This is a genomic window from Sphingobium sp. DC-2 (assembly GCF_000722555.1).
Classification (GTDB): domain Bacteria; phylum Pseudomonadota; class Alphaproteobacteria; order Sphingomonadales; family Sphingomonadaceae; genus Sphingobium; species Sphingobium quisquiliarum.
Map to the genome: position 1 here is coordinate 125287 of NZ_JNAC01000057.1, position 15885 is coordinate 141171.

General features: G+C 64.9%; 17 protein-coding genes. 12 read left to right on the forward strand and 5 right to left on the reverse strand.

All coding sequences use genetic code 11. The features are described 5' to 3' along the window. The 12 genes from flgC (at window position 1) to ET21_RS0113310 (ending at window position 10405) form a co-directional block, all read left to right on the forward strand. On the forward strand, window positions 1-411 hold the full coding sequence (gene flgC / locus ET21_RS0113255; protein ID WP_030540087.1) for a flagellar basal body rod protein FlgC: 411 nt from the start codon (window positions 1-3) through the stop codon (window positions 409-411). Continuing rightward, complete coding sequence (locus tag ET21_RS0113260; protein ID WP_021237325.1) at window positions 408-1067, forward strand: flagellar hook assembly protein FlgD; 660 nt, start codon at window positions 408-410, stop codon at window positions 1065-1067. Before flgC ends, ET21_RS0113260 begins: the two co-directional genes overlap by 4 nt. 41 nt (window positions 1068-1108) lie before the next feature. Next, window positions 1109-1972: a flagellar hook-basal body complex protein gene (locus ET21_RS0113265; protein WP_021237326.1), complete on the forward strand. Its 864-nt coding sequence runs from the start codon at window positions 1109-1111 to the stop codon at window positions 1970-1972. A gap of 150 nt (window positions 1973-2122) precedes the next feature. After that, window positions 2123-2866: a flagellar basal body rod protein FlgF gene (locus ET21_RS0113270; protein ID WP_021237327.1), complete on the forward strand. Its 744-nt coding sequence runs from the start codon at window positions 2123-2125 to the stop codon at window positions 2864-2866. 70 nt (window positions 2867-2936) lie between these two features. Continuing rightward, the gene (flgG, locus tag ET21_RS0113275; protein ID WP_021237328.1) at window positions 2937-3725 is read left to right on the forward strand and encodes a flagellar basal-body rod protein FlgG; all 789 of its coding nucleotides are present in this window, start codon (window positions 2937-2939) and stop codon (window positions 3723-3725) included. Window positions 3726-3865: 140 nt separating this feature from the next. Then, window positions 3866-4507, forward strand: coding sequence for a flagellar basal body L-ring protein FlgH (locus ET21_RS0113280; RefSeq protein WP_193378975.1), 642 nt, complete (start codon window positions 3866-3868; stop codon window positions 4505-4507). Beyond that, a complete protein-coding gene (locus ET21_RS0113285; protein ID WP_237751563.1) occupies window positions 4507-5760 on the forward strand; it encodes a flagellar basal body P-ring protein FlgI in 1254 nt (417 codons plus the stop codon). Before ET21_RS0113280 ends, ET21_RS0113285 begins: the two co-directional genes overlap by 1 nt. Further along, complete coding sequence (locus ET21_RS0113290; RefSeq protein ID WP_030540090.1) at window positions 5760-6071, forward strand: rod-binding protein; 312 nt, start codon at window positions 5760-5762, stop codon at window positions 6069-6071. Before ET21_RS0113285 ends, ET21_RS0113290 begins: the two co-directional genes overlap by 1 nt. Beyond that, window positions 6068-7405 (forward strand): flagellar hook-associated protein FlgK, encoded by a 1338-nt coding sequence (gene flgK, locus ET21_RS0113295; RefSeq protein WP_030540091.1) that lies wholly within the window; start codon window positions 6068-6070, stop codon window positions 7403-7405. The genes ET21_RS0113290 and flgK overlap by 4 nt, the downstream gene beginning before the upstream one ends. A 12-nt stretch (window positions 7406-7417) precedes the next feature. Beyond that, the gene (locus ET21_RS0113300; RefSeq protein WP_030540092.1) at window positions 7418-8263 is read left to right on the forward strand and encodes a flagellin; all 846 of its coding nucleotides are present in this window, start codon (window positions 7418-7420) and stop codon (window positions 8261-8263) included. Between the two features lie 219 nt (window positions 8264-8482). Next, window positions 8483-9346, forward strand: coding sequence for a flagellar motor stator protein MotA (gene motA, locus ET21_RS0113305; RefSeq protein WP_021237334.1), 864 nt, complete (start codon window positions 8483-8485; stop codon window positions 9344-9346). A gap of 3 nt (window positions 9347-9349) precedes the next feature. After that, window positions 9350-10405 carry a flagellar motor protein MotB gene (locus ET21_RS0113310; RefSeq protein WP_030540093.1) on the forward strand — a complete coding sequence of 352 codons (1056 nt, stop codon included), beginning with the start codon at window positions 9350-9352 and terminating at the stop codon, window positions 10403-10405. 120 nt (window positions 10406-10525) lie between these two features. Here ET21_RS0113310 and ET21_RS0113315 read toward each other — a convergent pair whose 3' ends face one another. From ET21_RS0113315 to ET21_RS0113335, 5 genes are all read right to left on the reverse strand, one after another. Then, window positions 10526-11875: an ATP-binding protein gene (locus tag ET21_RS0113315; RefSeq protein ID WP_021237336.1), complete on the reverse strand. Its 1350-nt coding sequence runs from the start codon at window positions 11873-11875 to the stop codon at window positions 10526-10528. Further along, the gene (locus ET21_RS0113320; RefSeq protein ID WP_030540094.1) at window positions 11872-12591 is read right to left on the reverse strand and encodes a response regulator; all 720 of its coding nucleotides are present in this window, start codon (window positions 12589-12591) and stop codon (window positions 11872-11874) included. Before ET21_RS0113320 ends, ET21_RS0113315 begins: the two co-directional genes overlap by 4 nt. 70 nt (window positions 12592-12661) lie before the next feature. Next, window positions 12662-13303, reverse strand: a complete 642-nt coding sequence (locus ET21_RS0113325) for an EF-hand domain-containing protein (RefSeq protein ID WP_030540095.1) — start codon at window positions 13301-13303, stop codon at window positions 12662-12664. A 177-nt stretch (window positions 13304-13480) separates the two neighbouring features. Continuing rightward, entirely contained in the window at window positions 13481-14698 is a 1218-nt protein-coding gene (locus tag ET21_RS0113330; protein WP_021237339.1) for an argininosuccinate synthase, read from the reverse strand. Window positions 14699-14846: 148 nt separating this feature from the next. Beyond that, window positions 14847-15770 carry a hypothetical protein gene (locus ET21_RS0113335; protein ID WP_152522045.1) on the reverse strand — a complete coding sequence of 308 codons (924 nt, stop codon included), beginning with the start codon at window positions 15768-15770 and terminating at the stop codon, window positions 14847-14849. Window positions 15771-15885 lie beyond the last annotated feature (115 nt).

Genomic DNA, 15885 nt, shown 5'->3' on the forward strand with positions numbered 1-15885 from the left:
ATGAGCGGCTCGAGTCCCATGAACGTCTTCGACATCGCCGGGCGCGCCATGAGCGCGCAGCTGGTGCGATTGAACGCCACCGCATCCAACATGGCCAATGCGGGCAATGTCACCGGCAGCGAAGCGGAAGCCTATCGCGCGATCAAACCCGTCTTCCAGTCGGTCACCGACAAGCCCGGCGTTTCCACGGTGAAGGTCGCCAATGTCCTCACCACCGACGCCAAGCCGACCAAGCGCCACGACCCCAACCATCCGCTGGCCGACGCCAATGGCGATGTGTGGGAGGCGGCCGTGGATAGCAGCGCGGAGCTGGTCGACATGATCGAAACCGCCCGCATGTACCAGAACAACGTGCAGGTGCTGAACACCGCCAAGTCGCTGATGCTCGAAACCATAAGGATCGGCAAATGAGCACGACCTCCACCGTCACCGACAGCGCAGGGCTTTCGGTCTATAATCCCTACAAGAATGTCGGCACCGGAAAGTCGGAAATGGGCCAGGCGGACTTCCTGCGCCTGCTCACCGCGCAGATGCAGACGCAGGACCCCTTCGAGCCGATGGACAATTCGCAGATGGTCGCCCAGATGGCGACCATCACCAACTCCAGCGGCATCGCGGAAATGAACGCCACGCTCAAGGGCATGGCGTCGCAGCTCAGCGGAACCCGCCTGGGCGATGCGGCGAGCTGGATCGGCAAGTCGATGCTGGTGCAGAGCAACATCGTCGCGCCGGACGCCTATGGCCAATATACCGGCCAGGTGACGTTCGCGGACGCGACCAGCGGGGCCACCATCGACCTGATGGACGGCAACGGCAATGTGCTGAAAACCATCGAACTGGGCGACCGGCCCGCCGGTGACGTCAATTTCTACTGGGATGGAAAGGACGAGGCAGGGAACACCGTCGCTACCGACGCCCTCAAGATCCGCGTCAACGGCGCTTCCCCCTCGCGCGTCGCCAGCTGGGCGGCGATCGCCGCCGTCCAGTCACCCGCAGACGGCAGCGCATCCAAACTCATCACGCCGCTGGGCACCTTCAGCCCTTCGGACGCCCTTTCACTCGCCTGACCACCCATTCACCAGATCCTTTTCACCCAAGGAGCAACGCCATGTCCTTCTACATCTCGCTTTCCGGTCTGAAGGCCGCCCAGACCGATCTGGCGACCATCGCCAACAATGTGTCGAACGTGAATTCCACCGCCTTCAAGAAGAGCAAGGCCGTGTTCGGCGACATCTTCGCCGCCGCGCCGATGCAAACGACCACCCAGGTGGCAGGCCAGGGCGCGCGCGTGCAGGGCATCACCCAGCAGTTCACGCAAGGGACGATCGAAGGCACCGACAAGACGCTGGACCTTGCCATTACCGGCGAAGGCTTCTTCACGGTCAAGCGCACTGGCGATAGCCAGGTCAGCTTCACGCGGAATGGCGCGCTTTCGCTGACCGAGGACCGTTTCGTCGTCGACACGACCGGCGCGCGCGTTCAGGTCATTCCCGTTGACCCCGCGACCGGCCAGCCAAGCGCCGCGATCGCTGCCGGTCTGGCCGCCGGTACACTGACCTCCGCTGACCTTACCGATCTACAGGTTCCGACCAACTGGCCTGCGGGCGGCACCGGCAATCAGCTGAACAGCGTCGGCGTCGGCAAGGACGGACAGATCACAGGCGTCTATGCGGACGGCTCGACCGTTTATCTCGGCACCACCGCCATGGCCGCCTTCAACAGCCAGGATGGCCTGCGCCAGATGGGCGACGCGCACTGGACATCAACCTCGGCGAGCGGCGAGCCGCGCTTCGGCACCGGCAACAGCGGCCTCTATGGCTCGGTGCGCTCCGGCGCGCTGGAACGTGCGAATGTCGACATCACCGAGGAACTGGTCGCACTGATCTCGGCCCAGCGCAACTTCCAGGCGAACTCGAAGGCTATCGAAGCGGCCAACACGCTGTCGACCACCATCGTGAATATGCGGACCTGATCTTAAGACACTGATCAACACAACCGTTCGTGCTGAGTAGGGGCTGAGCGAAGTCGAAGACCCGTATCGAAGCATAAATCCTTCGATACGCCACTTCGACAAGCTCAGTGGCTACTCAGGACGAACGGAGGTTGAAACGAAGGAACAGCCATGGACCGGCTCGTCAACACGGCACTCACCGCGATGCGCGGCGCGATGGCGCGGCAGGCGGCGATTTCCAACAATCTTGCGAACGTCAACACCGTCGGCTTCCGGGCGGAGATCGCCAATGCCGAAACGCGCTGGATCAAGGGCGACGGGTTCGACACGCGGGCGCAGCAGTCCGAACAGGTGATTGCCGCCGACATGGCGCAAGGCGCGGTCGTCGAAACCGGCAATCCGCTGGACGTCGCCATGAACGGCGATGCGCTGCTCGCCGTTCAGGCCGCTGATGGCAGCGAAGCCTATACACGGCGCGGCGACCTCAAGCTGTCGGATAGCGGTCTCCTCACTACCGGCGACGGGCTTCCCGTGCTGGGCGAAGGCGGTCCCATCACCCTGCCACAGATGGACAGCGTTTCCATCTCGCAGGACGGCAGCATCTGGGGCGTGCCGCAGGGCGGCGACCCGGCGAACCCGCAGCGCATCGACGGGCTGAAACTCGTCCGCGCGGTCGGCTCCAGCATCGCCAAGGGCACGGATGGCCTGTTCCGCGAAACCAATGGCGGGGCGCTGCCGCAGGACCCGCTGGCGACCGTCACCGGCGGTTCGGTCGAAGGGTCCAACGTCAACGCGACATCCGCGCTGGTCGACATGATCGAGGCAAGCCGGGCGTGGGAGACGCAGGTGAAGCTGATCGACACGGCCAAGCAGCTGGACGATGGCGGCGCATCGCTCATGCGGCTTGATGGTTAATTTGGCACGAACCTTGCTTTTCCCAGAGCATAGCCATTGGGCAAGCCTGACGGCATCACGGAGTTAGACCATGAGCAACGCAGCCCTTCACGTCGCCCGCACCGGCCTCGACGCGCAGAACACGAAGATGCGCGTGATCGCCAACAACCTGGCGAACGTCAACACGACCGCCTTCAAGCGCGACCGCGCCGATTTCGAAACGCTCGCCTATCAGCAGATGATCGCGGCGGGCGCCAATTCGGATGCGGAAAACAAGTTCGCGACCGGCCTCAACCTGGGTTCGGGCGTGGCGATGCAGGGCACCAGCAAGATCAACACGCAGGGCACGTTGCAGCAGACCGGCAATGCGCTCGACATGGCGATCGAGGGATCGGGCTTTTTCCAGGTGCAGCGGACGGACGGCACCATCGCCTATACCCGCGCGGGCAATTTCAGCACCACGGCCGAAGGCGTGATCGTGACCAGCGACGGGCTGCCGCTGATCCCCCAGATCACCGTCCCCGAAGGCGCGACGGGCGTCACCATCGGCAATGACGGCACGGTGACCGCGACCTTGCAGGGGCAGAGCGAACCCACACAGCTGGGCCAGGTCGAACTGGCAAGCTTCATGAACCCGGCCGGGCTCCAGCCGATCGGCGGCAACCTGCTCGTCGAAAGCGCCGCCAGCGGCACGCCGCAGGTGGGCGTCGCCGGGCTGGACGGGCGCGGCGTGATCCGATCGGGCAATCTCGAAACCTCCAACGTCAATGTCGTCGAGGAACTGGTCGACATGATCGAAACGCAGCGCGCCTATGAGGTGAACAGCAAGATGATCAAGGCGACGGACGAAATGCTCCAGTACGTCAACCAGCAGCTGTGAGCGGATTGATGGGACACTCCACGAAACCGTTCACGCTGAGCTTGTCGAAGCGCCCGGCAGAGCGGAGCGAAGCGGCTTCGCTGCCGCTCAGCTATGTCCTTCGACTTCGCTCAGGGCGAAGGGTGGTCCTTGGCCTGGCGATGGCAGCCCTCGCCGCCACACCGGCAATGGCCGGCAAGAAGCGCGATGCCGAGCGGCAATTTTTTGCCCCCACCGTCGTTGCCGCTCCTGCCGTGCCGGTGGCGAACGGATCGATCTTTCAGGCGTCGATGGGCTACACTCCGCTCACCAGCGGCGCGCGGGCGCAGAGCGTCGGAGACATCATCACCATCGTGCTGGTCGAACGCACCCAGGCGACCAAGAGCAACAGCGCCGATACCAGCCGCAGCGGCAGCATCGGCCTGACGCCGCCCAGCACCGGCCCGCTGTCCAAGCTGTTCTCCGCCAGCGATATCGGCGCGAGCGGCGATCAGGGCTTCACCGGCAAGGGCAATGCGACCCAGTCGAACGCGCTGAATGGCGAGATCACGGTGACCGTCGCGGCGGTCTACCCCAACGGCACGATGCTGGTGAAGGGCGAGAAAGCGCTGACGCTCAACCGGGGTGACGAGTTCATCCAGATCAGCGGCCTCGTCCGCCAGGCCGACATCAGCCCGGACAACCGCATCGCCTCCACCCGGGTGGCCGACGCCAAGATCATCTACACCGGCAAGGGCGAAATCGCCCGCGCGAGCCGCCAGGGCTGGTTGCAGCGCTTCTTCTCGATGATCAGCCCCTTCTGATGGAACGGACCCAGCACATGGCCGCCTTCATTCGCTTCCTTTCATCCGTCGTCCTCGCGAAAGCGGGGAGCCATCTCGCCGCAACGCGCTCCGTTGAAAGAGGCGCGATGGACTTCCGCCTTCGCGGGAATGACGAAGGTGGTTTGGACAAGCGCCGCTTCCATCACGCGATCCTCGCCCTGGCCGCGATCCTTTCCTTCGCCGCTCCCGCGCATGCCGAACGGATCAAGGACCTGGGAACGTTCCAGGGCGTGCGCCCCAACCAGCTGACCGGCTACGGCATCGTCGTCGGCCTCGCTGGCACTGGCGACGACAGCCTCGATTATGCGACGCAGGGCGTCAAAGGCATGGTTTCGCGCTTTGGCCTTACGCTGCCGCAGGGCATCAATCCCTCGCTCAAGAACGCAGCGGCGGTGCTGGTCACCGCCGACCTGCCCGCTTTCTCCAAGCCCGGCCAGCGGCTAGACGTCACCGTCTCCGCGCTGGGCAAGGCGAAGTCGCTGCGCGGCGGCACGCTGATCATGACGCCCCTGCGCGGCGCGGATAACGAGATTTACGCCATGGCGCAGGGCAACCTTGCTGTCGGCGGCCTGGGCGTATCCGGCGCGGACGGCAGCCAGGTTTCGGTCAACATCCCCTCGGCAGGCCGCATTCCCGGGGGCGCGACGGTCGAGCGCGCGGTCGCGACCGGCTTCGACACGGCGCCCACCCTCACCTTCAACCTTGCCGAAGCTGACCTGACCACCGCGCTGCGCGTGGCGGACGGCATCAATCGTACGTTCGGCGACAATCGCGCGCGCGCGACGGACGCCGTATCGGTGAACATCACCGCAGCGCCCGGCGCTGAAAGCCGCATCATGATGATGGGCATGATCGAGAATATAGAGATCAAGCCGGCCGACGCGCCCGCCAAGGTGATCGTCAACGCCCGCACCGGCACCGTCGTCATCAACGGCGCGGTGAAGATCCATCCGGCGGCCGTGGCCCATGGCAAGCTGACCGTCAGCGTCAACGAAAGCCCCCGCATCGTCCAGCCCGCCCCCTTCTCCCAAGGGCGCACCGCCATGGAGCCTTCCAGTTCGATTTCGATCGATCAGGAAAAGAAACCAATGGTTAATTTTAAAGGTGGAGCATCGCTGGCCGATATAGTGAAGGCGGTGAATGCCATCGGGGCATCCCCCGCCGACATGGTCGCGATCCTGGAAGCGTTGAAGCAGGCAGGCGCGATGAAGGCTGAACTGGTGGTGTTGTGATGCAGATTTCAGGGGTTACAGCAGGGTCGCAGCCCGCCGGAGCGGCGCAGAAGGCGCAGCTTGAAAAGGCCGCGAAGCAGTTCGAGGCGATTTTCCTGCGCCAGATGATCGGCACCATGCGCCAGTCGGGCATGGGCGAAGGCCTGCTGGATTCGAGCGCCAGCGACCAGTTCCGCGACATGGCCGATGCGCGCACCGCCGACAACATGGCGGAAAAAGGCACGTTGGGCATCGCGGAAATGCTGCTGCGCCAATATGAAAGCCGCGTTCCGGCTGCTTCGGCCACGCCCGCGCAGGACAAGAGCGCGTGAGCGACCTTTTCATCATCGGCGCTTCGGGAACCCGCGCCTACCGGCAGGCGATGGCGGCGATTTCGGAGAATATCGCCAACGCCAGCACCGAAGGCTATTCGCGCCGATCGCTGACGACGATCGAGTCGGGCTCCTCCACCGCGACGATGTCCACTTACATCCCGCGCGCCAATTTCGGCGGGACCGAGGTGAAGGGCGTCAATCGCGCCGCCGACCCCTATCTGGACGCGGCGGTGCGCTACACCGGCACGGCGCTCAGCAATTCGACCGCACGGCTGCGGTGGATGACCGACCTGGAAGGCGCGCTCAACGATACCGACACTGGCGTCGGCAAGCTGATGACGGCGATGTTCCAGAATTTCGAGAAGCTGGCCGCCAGCCCCAGCGACACGTCGCTGCGCGTGACGGCGCTGGACAGCGTCAGCCGCGTCGCCGAAGCGTTTCAGCGCACGTCCGCCGACCTCGCGCAGGTATCGAGCGGCATCGCCACCGAAGCGTCGGCGTCGGTCGAAACCATCAACCGTTCGCTGTCCCAGCTTGCGGACATCAACAACAGCCTGCTGCGGGCGCAGCCGGGAACATCGGCCTATGCGCAACTGCTGGACAGCCGCGACGCGGCGCTGAACACCCTGTCGGCCAATCTGAACGTCGATATCAGCTTCGGCGCGCATGACGTGGCGACGATCAGCTATAACGGCACCACCATCGTGCAGGGCCAAAATGTGACATCGCTGGCGCTGACCGTCAATGACAACGGAACGATGGCGCTGGCCACCAGCGGCGGGGCGGCGCTTGCGGCCCCCTCCAACGGCACGCTGGGCGGCCTCTTCTCCGCCGCCAACACGACCGCGCAGCGCCGCACCAGCCTGGACACGCTGGCCCAGCAATTCGTGGCGAACATGAACGCCTGGCATGCGCAGGGCCTGACGAACGCCAATGCGGCGGGCGCGCCCCTGCTGTCCTATGGCGGAGGCGCGGCAAGCGTGACCGCGCTCATCACCGATCCCGCCGCTCTGGCCGCCAAGTCGGCCGACGGCACGCTGAACGGCAATCTGCTGACCGTTTCCACGGTGCTGCGGGGCAATGGCAGCGCCGAACAGGGCTGGACATCGATCATCGCGACGCAGGCCAATCTGCTTGCCTCCATCAAGGCGGAATATACGACCGCCCAGGGCCGCAGCGACCAGGCGATCGCCGCCCGCGAGGCGGTGAGCGGCGTCGACCTCGACATGGAGGCGGCGGAACTGCTGCGGCTGCAACAGGCCTATTCGGGTTCCGCGAAAATCCTTCAGGTGGCGAAGGAGACCGTCGACGCCATCCTGCAAATCATCTGAAAGGGCTGACCCATGGTAGGCATCACCAACAAGACGCTGATCGCCGAAATCCGCCGGCAGCAGCAACTTTCCCAGGCCATTGTCGAAGGGCAGACCGCTATTTCGACCGGCGTCACCCTGACGAAACCATCGGACAATGCGCTCGCCTGGGTGCAGGTGTCGGAAATCGGCAAGGCGCAGGCGCAGCAGTCCGCCTGGCAGGCCAATGTCAGCTATGGCACGAGCCGCGCCGCCAATGCGGAAGCCAATCTGGAAGAGATCAACAATCTGCTCGTCAGGGCGCAGGAACTGGTGACAAAGGCCCGCAACGGATCGCTCAACGATACGAACCGCGCCGCGATCGTCGAGGAAATAAAGACGATCCGCACGAGCGTCGCTTCCATGCTGAACCAGACGGACTATCAGGGCGTGCCCATATTCGACGATACGCAGAGCGTGCTCGTCCCCGTCAGCCGTGGCCTCAACCTTGCCGTGACCGGCACCCGGCAGGAAGTGTCCGAGGGGATCGATGTCGGCGGGACACCGATGTCGCTGGACGATATTCTGGGCCAGAGCGTGGCCGCGCTGCAAAGCGGGACCGATGCGGACCTTGCATCCGCGCTCGAAAGCATCAAGGCGGGGCAGGGCCACATCACCATCGAGCAGGCCAAGCAGGGCGTGCGGGGCGACCGGCTTGACGTGGTGGGCGAGCGCCTGACCAGCGTCGACCTGGACCTGACGGAACGGCGGCAGGGTCTGGAATCAACGGACCTCGCCGAAGTCATCTCTTCGGTGAAAAGCAAGCTGCTCCAGCTCGAAGCCGCGCAGTCGGCCTTCGCCCGCATCAACCAGCAGACGCTGTTCGACCTGATCCGCTAAACTTCGTAAAGCATGAACCGGGCCGCGCTCCTGCGAAGGCAGGAGCCTGGCCCGATACGGAGAACTGGGCTGCGCGCGTCATCCTTACAGCGCAAGCGGACCGGAACAAAATTCCGCCGTCCTAAACCTCCCGATAACCAATCCGTATTAACCATCTGACGAAAGCGCTGCGGCGCTGCCGGATGCAAGCCCACGGGCGAAATTTTTTCAGGGGTACTCATGTTCGCAATCATCGGCCTGGTCGTGCTGCTCGCCATGGTGTTCGGCGGCTTCATCTTCACCGGCGGCGACATCGGCCCTGTCCTTCACGCCCTGCCGCACGAAATGATCATCATCGGCGGCGCGGCCGTCGGCGCGCTCATCATCGGCAATTCGGGCGCGGACCTGAAGGCGCTGGGTGGCGGGCTGGCCAAGGTGTTCAAGGGGCCGAAATACAAGAAGCAGGATTTTCTCGACTGCATCTTCCTCGTCTCGCGCCTGATGAAGACGCTGCGGGTGGAAGGTCCGGTGGCGCTGGAACCGCATATCGAGGACCCCGCCAGTTCCACCATCTTTTCCGAATATCCGCGCCTGATGGCTGACAAGACGCTGATCCACCTGATCAGCGATACGCTGCGTCTGGTGGTCGTCTCCTCCGGCACGCTCGATCCCCATGCGGTTGAGGAAGTCATGGATAATGCGCTCAAGACGCACCATCATGAAGCGCTGAAGCCCGCCGACAATCTGCAAGGGCTGGCGGATGCGCTTCCCGCGCTCGGCATCGTCGCGGCGGTTCTGGGCGTGGTGAAGACCATGGGCTCGATCGACCAGCCGCCCGCGGTGCTGGGCGGCATGATCGGTTCGGCGCTGGTCGGCACCTTCCTGGGCGTGCTGCTCGCCTATGGCATGGTCAATCCCTTCGCCAACCGCTGCCGCGCGGTGATCGAGGCGGACGGGTCCATGTATCATGTCGTGAAGCAGATCATCATCGCCTCGCTGCACGGCCATCCGCAGCCGCTGGTGATCGAAGCGGCGCGCTCCAGCCTCACCCACGCGAATCAGCCGGCCTTTGCCGAAGTGTTCGACGGCATGCGGGGCAAATAAGCCATGGCGGAAAAGAAACGCGGCGGGAACGAGCCTGAACCACGGCCTATCATCGTCAAGAAGATCATCGTCGATGGCCATGGCGGCCATCATGGCGGCGCGTGGAAGGTCGCCTATGCCGACTTCGTGACGGCGATGATGGCCTTCTTCCTGCTGATGTGGCTGCTGGGCGCGACCACGGAAAAGCAGCGAAAGGGCCTGGCCGACTATTTCACGCCGACGCTGGTGGAATTGAAGATGGCTTCGGCCGGTTCAAGCGGCCTGTTCGGCGGCGACTCCATGGTCAGCAAGGAAAATTATCCGACCACCGGCGGCCAGGGCAATCTCGCCATCACCATCCCGCGTGACGCGACCGGGACCAAGGATCAGGGCGGCAAGGCCACGCGCGCCGCAGACCGCGCCAAGTTCGAAGCGGTGAAGAAGGAACTGGAGGCGCGCATGGCCCGCAAGAAGGGCCTCGACAAGCTGCGCCGCAACGTCCGCTTCACCGAAACGCGCGAGGGGCTGCGCATCGACCTGATCGACGAAGCCAATTTCGCCATGTTCGCCATGGGGACCGATCGCCTGCTGCCCCAAGCCCGCGACCTCGTGAGCGAAGTGGCCGGTGTCGTGCGCGGCATGCCCAATCCGCTGATCGTGCGCGGCCATACCGATGGCCTGCCCTATAGCGCGGGTCAGAGCATGAACAACTGGATGCTTTCCTCCGCCCGCGCCGAGGCCACGCGCAAGACGCTGGCGGCGAGCGGCATCGGCAACGACCGCTTCGCCCGCATAGAAGGCGTCGCCGACCGCGAACCCTTCGCCAAGGGCAATGTCTACGATCCGCGCAACCGGCGCATGTCGATCATCCTGGGCTGGACCCATGGCGGCGGTTCCGGCGCGGACGATGAGGCGCTGGACGAGGAGACCAAGGCGGCGATCCGCGAACGCGACGATCCGAAGACGGTGGCGCGGACCGAAGCCACCAAGATCGACATGGGCGGCACGGGCCTTCCCTCCGGCGTGGAACTGATCAACCCGGCAGCGGCGGGAACGTCGAGCAAGCCGGGCAAGCATTGATGATTTTTCGGAGGTCGCAGGGCAAGCGCTGACGGGAGGGGGAGAGGCAGAGGCTTCGCCCTTTTCCCCTCCGCCAGCCTGCGGCTGGTCCCCCTCCCCATCGTTGATGGGGAGGATTTTTTATGATGCGGGCAGCACCAGGCTTGCTTCCAGTCCGCCGCCGGGCCGGTTCGCGAGTTTCAGCGCGCCGCCATGCTCCGCCATGATCGCGCGCACCAGCGCGAGGCCAAGGCCCGCGCCGCCGGTCTCACGGTTGCGCGAGCCTTCCATGCGGGTGAAGGGCTCCATCATCTCCTCCATCCGGTCTTCCGCGATCCCCGGCCCATCGTCGGCAACGGCCAGCCGGATCGCGCCATCTTCCCGCACCACCGACACATGCGCGCGGTCGCCATAGACGATCGCATTTTCGATGAGGTTGCGCAGCGCCCGGCGAATCTGCTGGGGTCGCACCGACGCCACGGCGCGATCGCTGTCGGCCATGGTGGCGGGCGATCCAAGTTCGACAAAATCCTCAACCACCGCATCGGCCAGCGCGGCAAGATCGACCTTCTGCGCCGCCTCGGTGCTCCGCCCGGCGCGCGCCAGCGAGAGGATATCCTCCAGCATCCGGTTCATCTCGTCGATGGTTTGCGACATGCGGGCCCGTTCGCCTTCATCCTCCACCGATTCGGCGCGCACCCGCAGCGACGCGAGCGGCGTGCGCAGGTCATGGCCGATCGCGCCGAGCATCCGGTCCTTCTCGTCCAGCATGGCGAAGATGCGGCTGCGCATCGCGTTGAAAGCGGTGGTCAGTTGCCGCACGTCGCCGGGCCCGCGCTCCTCCACCGGGTCAGCCGATCCGGTACGCGCGAACTGTTGCGCCGACCGCGTCAACTGGCCCAGCGGTCTCGCGAGCCGCCGCCCGACCCACAACAGCGGCAGCAACACGATGGCATAGAGGATCAGCGTCTGCCATATCAGCCATCCGCCAAAGCGCGGCGGCCGGTCGCCCATGCGCGACTGAGTGACCACCCATTTGCCGGGCGCATATTCCGCCGCCATGGTCAGCCGCGCGACTCGCGGGCCGTCACGCAGATCGCCCATCGCGCGCATCCGCACCCGTTCCCAGCGGCGCAGCGGCATCGCGTGGTCCTGCTCGACCACCTGTACCGATCGCACAGGCAACCCGACATCGGCAAACATCACCATGGCGCGCCTCTCCACATCCGGCCGATGCTCGCCCGTCAGGACCGGCGCCCTGTCAAGGAAGCGCGCCCGCGGCGGGCGGTCGCGCTCAGGCGGCTCGCCCCGGCTGTCCAGCGCATCGACGATGCGATAGACGCCCGGCGCGGTCTGCGCCGTCAGCGTCAACCGGTTACGCTCCCGCAGCAGCAGGCCGAAGTTGATCGCCTGCGCCACGAACAGCGCGATCGCGACCAGAATGATGATCTGGCCGACAAGGCTTTGCGGCCAGAGGCGGAGGCGCTTCACAGCTTCCTCACGTCAGCGGACAGCGTATAGCCCCCGCCCCATACGGTCTTGATCAGCGTCGGATTCTTGGGATCGGGCTCGATCTTCTTGCGCAGGCGGCTGATCTGATTGTCGATCGCCCGGTCGAAGGCATTGGCCTCACGCCCCTGGGTGATGTCGAGCAACTGGTCCCGGCTCAGCACCTGATTGGGCCGCGTGGCAAAGGCGAGCATGAGATTATATTCCGCCGTGGACAGCGGCAGCGCCACGCCTTCCTGATCCACCAGCACCCGCTCCTGCGTCTTCAAAAGCCAGCCCGCAAAGGCGTAGGTCGATCCGTCCGGGGCCGTCACCCGCTGGCCGCCGGTCGCCACGCGGCGGAAGATGACCTTTATGCGCGCCACCAGTTCGCGCGGCGAAAAGGGTTTCAGCACATAATCGTCCGCCCCCATCTCCAGCCCGACGATGCGGTCGGTCTCCTCCGACTTGGCGGTCAGCAGGATGACGGGAATCTCGCTCGTCTCACGGATATGGCGGCAGAGCGACAGCCCGTCCTCCCCTGGCATCATGATGTCGAGGATCACGAGGTCGATCGCATTGGCGTTGAGCCGCACCCGCGCCTCCGCGGCGCTTTCGACGGCGGTCACGCGAAAGCCGTTGCGCGAGAGATATTGCGCCAGCGGTTCGCGGATCGAGCGCTCATCATCGACGAGCAGCAGGTGGGGTTTTTCACTCATGGGGGATATCTGTCACGACTATCTGCGGGTTGGAAGGGTGAAGGACGCCGCCTCCACCCTTCCCCGGCCGTCAGTTCTTCGGCGCGGCGTCCGCACCGCGGCGGGCCTGCCATTCACTGCGCATCGCGGCGCGGGCGGCCTTCATCTCGTCAGCGGCGACGAAGCCGTCCTTGTTGCTGTCGGCCTTGTCGAACATGGCGAGCGGCCCGGCCAGGAATTCAGCCCGCGTCAGCGCGCTGTCCTTCATCGCCTCGCCGCGGCCGGGGCCGCCGAACATCATGCCGCCGCCACGGCCATGATGGCCGCCGCGCCCGAAGCGCTTGCCCTCGCCGTTCCGGCTATCACCATCGCGCCGGTCGAACCGCGCCTGATGCCCGGCGGTGAACTCGGCCTTGCTGATCTGGCCATTGCGGTCGGTGTCCAGCGCCGCAAAGCGCTGGTCAAGCCGCGCCTGACGGCCGATTTCCCGGTCTTCCTTCGTCAGCTTGCCGTCGCGATTGGCGTCCATCTTCACGAAGCGCGCGTCGAGAGCGGCGGTCAGTTCAGCCTTGCTGATCTTGCCGTCCTTGTTCGTGTCGGCCATTGCCATCATGCCGCCATGGCGGCCCGCAGAGCCACCGGGGTCCGGCTGCGCCAGGGCCATGTGCGAAGCCGCAAGACCGCCGACGAACAGCGATCCAACCGCGACCGTGCCAAGAAATTTGCGGATCATTTTCTTCTCTTCCTCATAAAGGGTGTGACGAACGGCCATCGCCGTTGCTGAAACCCCTTATGAGCAAGACTTGTCCCGCAAACTTGTCATGTCACGGCGGAAATTGTCGTAATTTGTAACGCGCATGATGATGGAATGAAGGGGGGCGCGCATCACCCCTCCCCTGCCATTCTCCCGTCAGCCGTCCCGCCGTCCCAGCAGCCGCAGGCGCAGCGCGTTGAGCTTGATGAAGCCTGCCGCGTCGCGCTGATCATAGGCGCCCGCGTCATCCTCGAACGTCACCACCTTTTCGCTGTAGAGCGAATAAGGCGATTTGCGCCCGACGACCTGCACGCCGCCCTTGTAGAGTTTCAGCCGGACGGTGCCGGTCACTTTTTCCTGGCTGTGGTCGATCGCCGCCTGGAGCATCTCGCGTTCGGGCGAGAACCAGAAGCCGTTATAGATGAGTTCGGCGTAGCGGGGCGCGAGTTCGTCCTTCAGATGCGCCGCGCCACGGTCCAGCGTCAACTGCTCGATGCCACGGTGGGCCAGATGATAGATGGTGCCGCCCGGCGTTTCATACATGCCGCGCGACTTCATGCCGACGAAGCGGTTCTCGACCAGATCGAGACGGCCGATGCCATGCTTGCGGCCATATTCGTTCAGCGTTTCGAGCAGCGTCGCCGGGCTCATGCCCTCGCCATTGATCGCCACGCCGTCGCCGCGCTCGAAATCGATGGTGATATATTCCGGCGCATCGGGCGCATCCTCCGGGTTGACGGTGCGCGAATAGACATAGTCGGGCACTTCTTCCCACGGATCTTCCAGCACCTTGCCCTCGGACGAGGTGTGCAGCATGTTCGCGTCGGTCGAAAACGGGCTTTCGCCGCGCTTGTCCCGCGGGATCGGGATCTGGTGCTGCTCGGCGAATTCGATCAGCCTGGTGCGGCTGGTAAGGTCCCATTCCCGCCACGGCGCGATCACCTTGATATCGGGCTGGAGCGCGTAATAGCCCAGTTCAAAGCGGACCTGGTCATTGCCCTTGCCCGTCGCGCCATGGCTGACGGCGTCAGCGCCGACCTGCCGCGCAATCTCGATCTGCCGCTTGGCGATCAGCGGGCGCGCGATCGAGGTGCCCAGCAGATACAGACCCTCATAAAGGGCATTGCCGCGCATCATCGGGAAAACATAGTCCCTGACGAACTCTTCGCGCAGATCGTCGATGAAGATATGTTCGTCGCGCACGCCCATCAGCTTGGCCTTTTGCCGCGCGGGCTCCAGTTCCTCGCCCTGTCCCAGGTCGGCGGTGAAGGTCACCACTTCGCAACCATAGGTCTGCTGCAACCATTTCAGGATCACGCTGGTGTCGAGCCCTCCCGAGAAGGCCAGGACAATGCGGTTGATCTTATCGGACATGGTGGAGCGGCCTTCCTTCAAACTGGCGCGAAATTACCGGCGCGCCGGTATCAGGGGTCGGCCCTGAGTGCAACCGAATCGAAGGCGAATGCGCATGCGGAGGGGCGACGGCAATCGCCATCGCCCCTTTCCTGGGTGATCGAACAGCTTAGCGCGTCTGCGGCCTGAAGCTCATCCGGCGGCTGCGATCGCCACCCATGCGATAGACGGTCTGCATCTGCGGTTCGGTATGGATGGTCTGCGGCGGGACCGGAGCGATTTGCGCTGGCCTGTGCATATTTGCCCTGTTTTCCTGCTGGGCAAGAAGGAACCGCGCCCGGCGCATGCGATTGTGACGGGTGCGGAAGGGATTTTCCGCGCTTGGCGGAGCGGCCACCATGGCGGCGAGATCGCCATGAGCGGTGGCCGATGGCATCGGCTGGGCGAGCGGAGACCGGACGGCGGGTGCCGCGGGTGCCACGACAGGCTCCGGCGCATGGAGCGGCAGGTCCGCTTCGGGCTCGCTCACTGCTGCACGGCGGCGGCGCATGAAGGCGGCCGCGCCCAAACCCAGCAACAAGAGCGCGCCCGCGCCAAGCGCGGCGGGAAGCGTCCAATCGGTCGTGACGGCGCTTTCTTCCGCCACGCGATCGGTGGCAGCGGGGGGCACTACAGCAGGAGCCGGTTCGGCTGCGCTTACGCTGCGGACAGGTACAGTGGTGGCGGGCGCAGGCGCAGGCGGTGTCGCGCGCTGCTCGGCCACGGGAGCAGCGGCGGGCGTTTGAACCGGCGTGGCGCGGCTGACCCGGCTTTCACGCGTAGCGGCTGGGGCTGGAGCGCTCTCGGCCGCTTCCTGTTCGGCAGCGGCGCGGGCCGCGGCGATTCGCTCCTCGACCGGAGCGGTCGGCTGCACCATCGGCTGGGCCTCCGCCGGGGCGGGCACGGGCGCGACCGGGGGCGGCACGATCACCGCCGCTGGCGGAGGCGCAACTGGAGCAGGCGCTTCCTGCGCAAAGGCATAAGTGGAACCAAGGGCCAGAACAGCGGCAATCGCGGAGCCAGCGGGGCGAATTTTCTGAATATATCCTCTCATAGTGCAAGAAGAACTCTCATCCCGATCAATTTAGCACATGAGAACCTTCAGATTTTGGACCAGATGATCCTTTAGGCCGGTGAACCGTTCTTCATTAAGTCGATGTGAACAGATA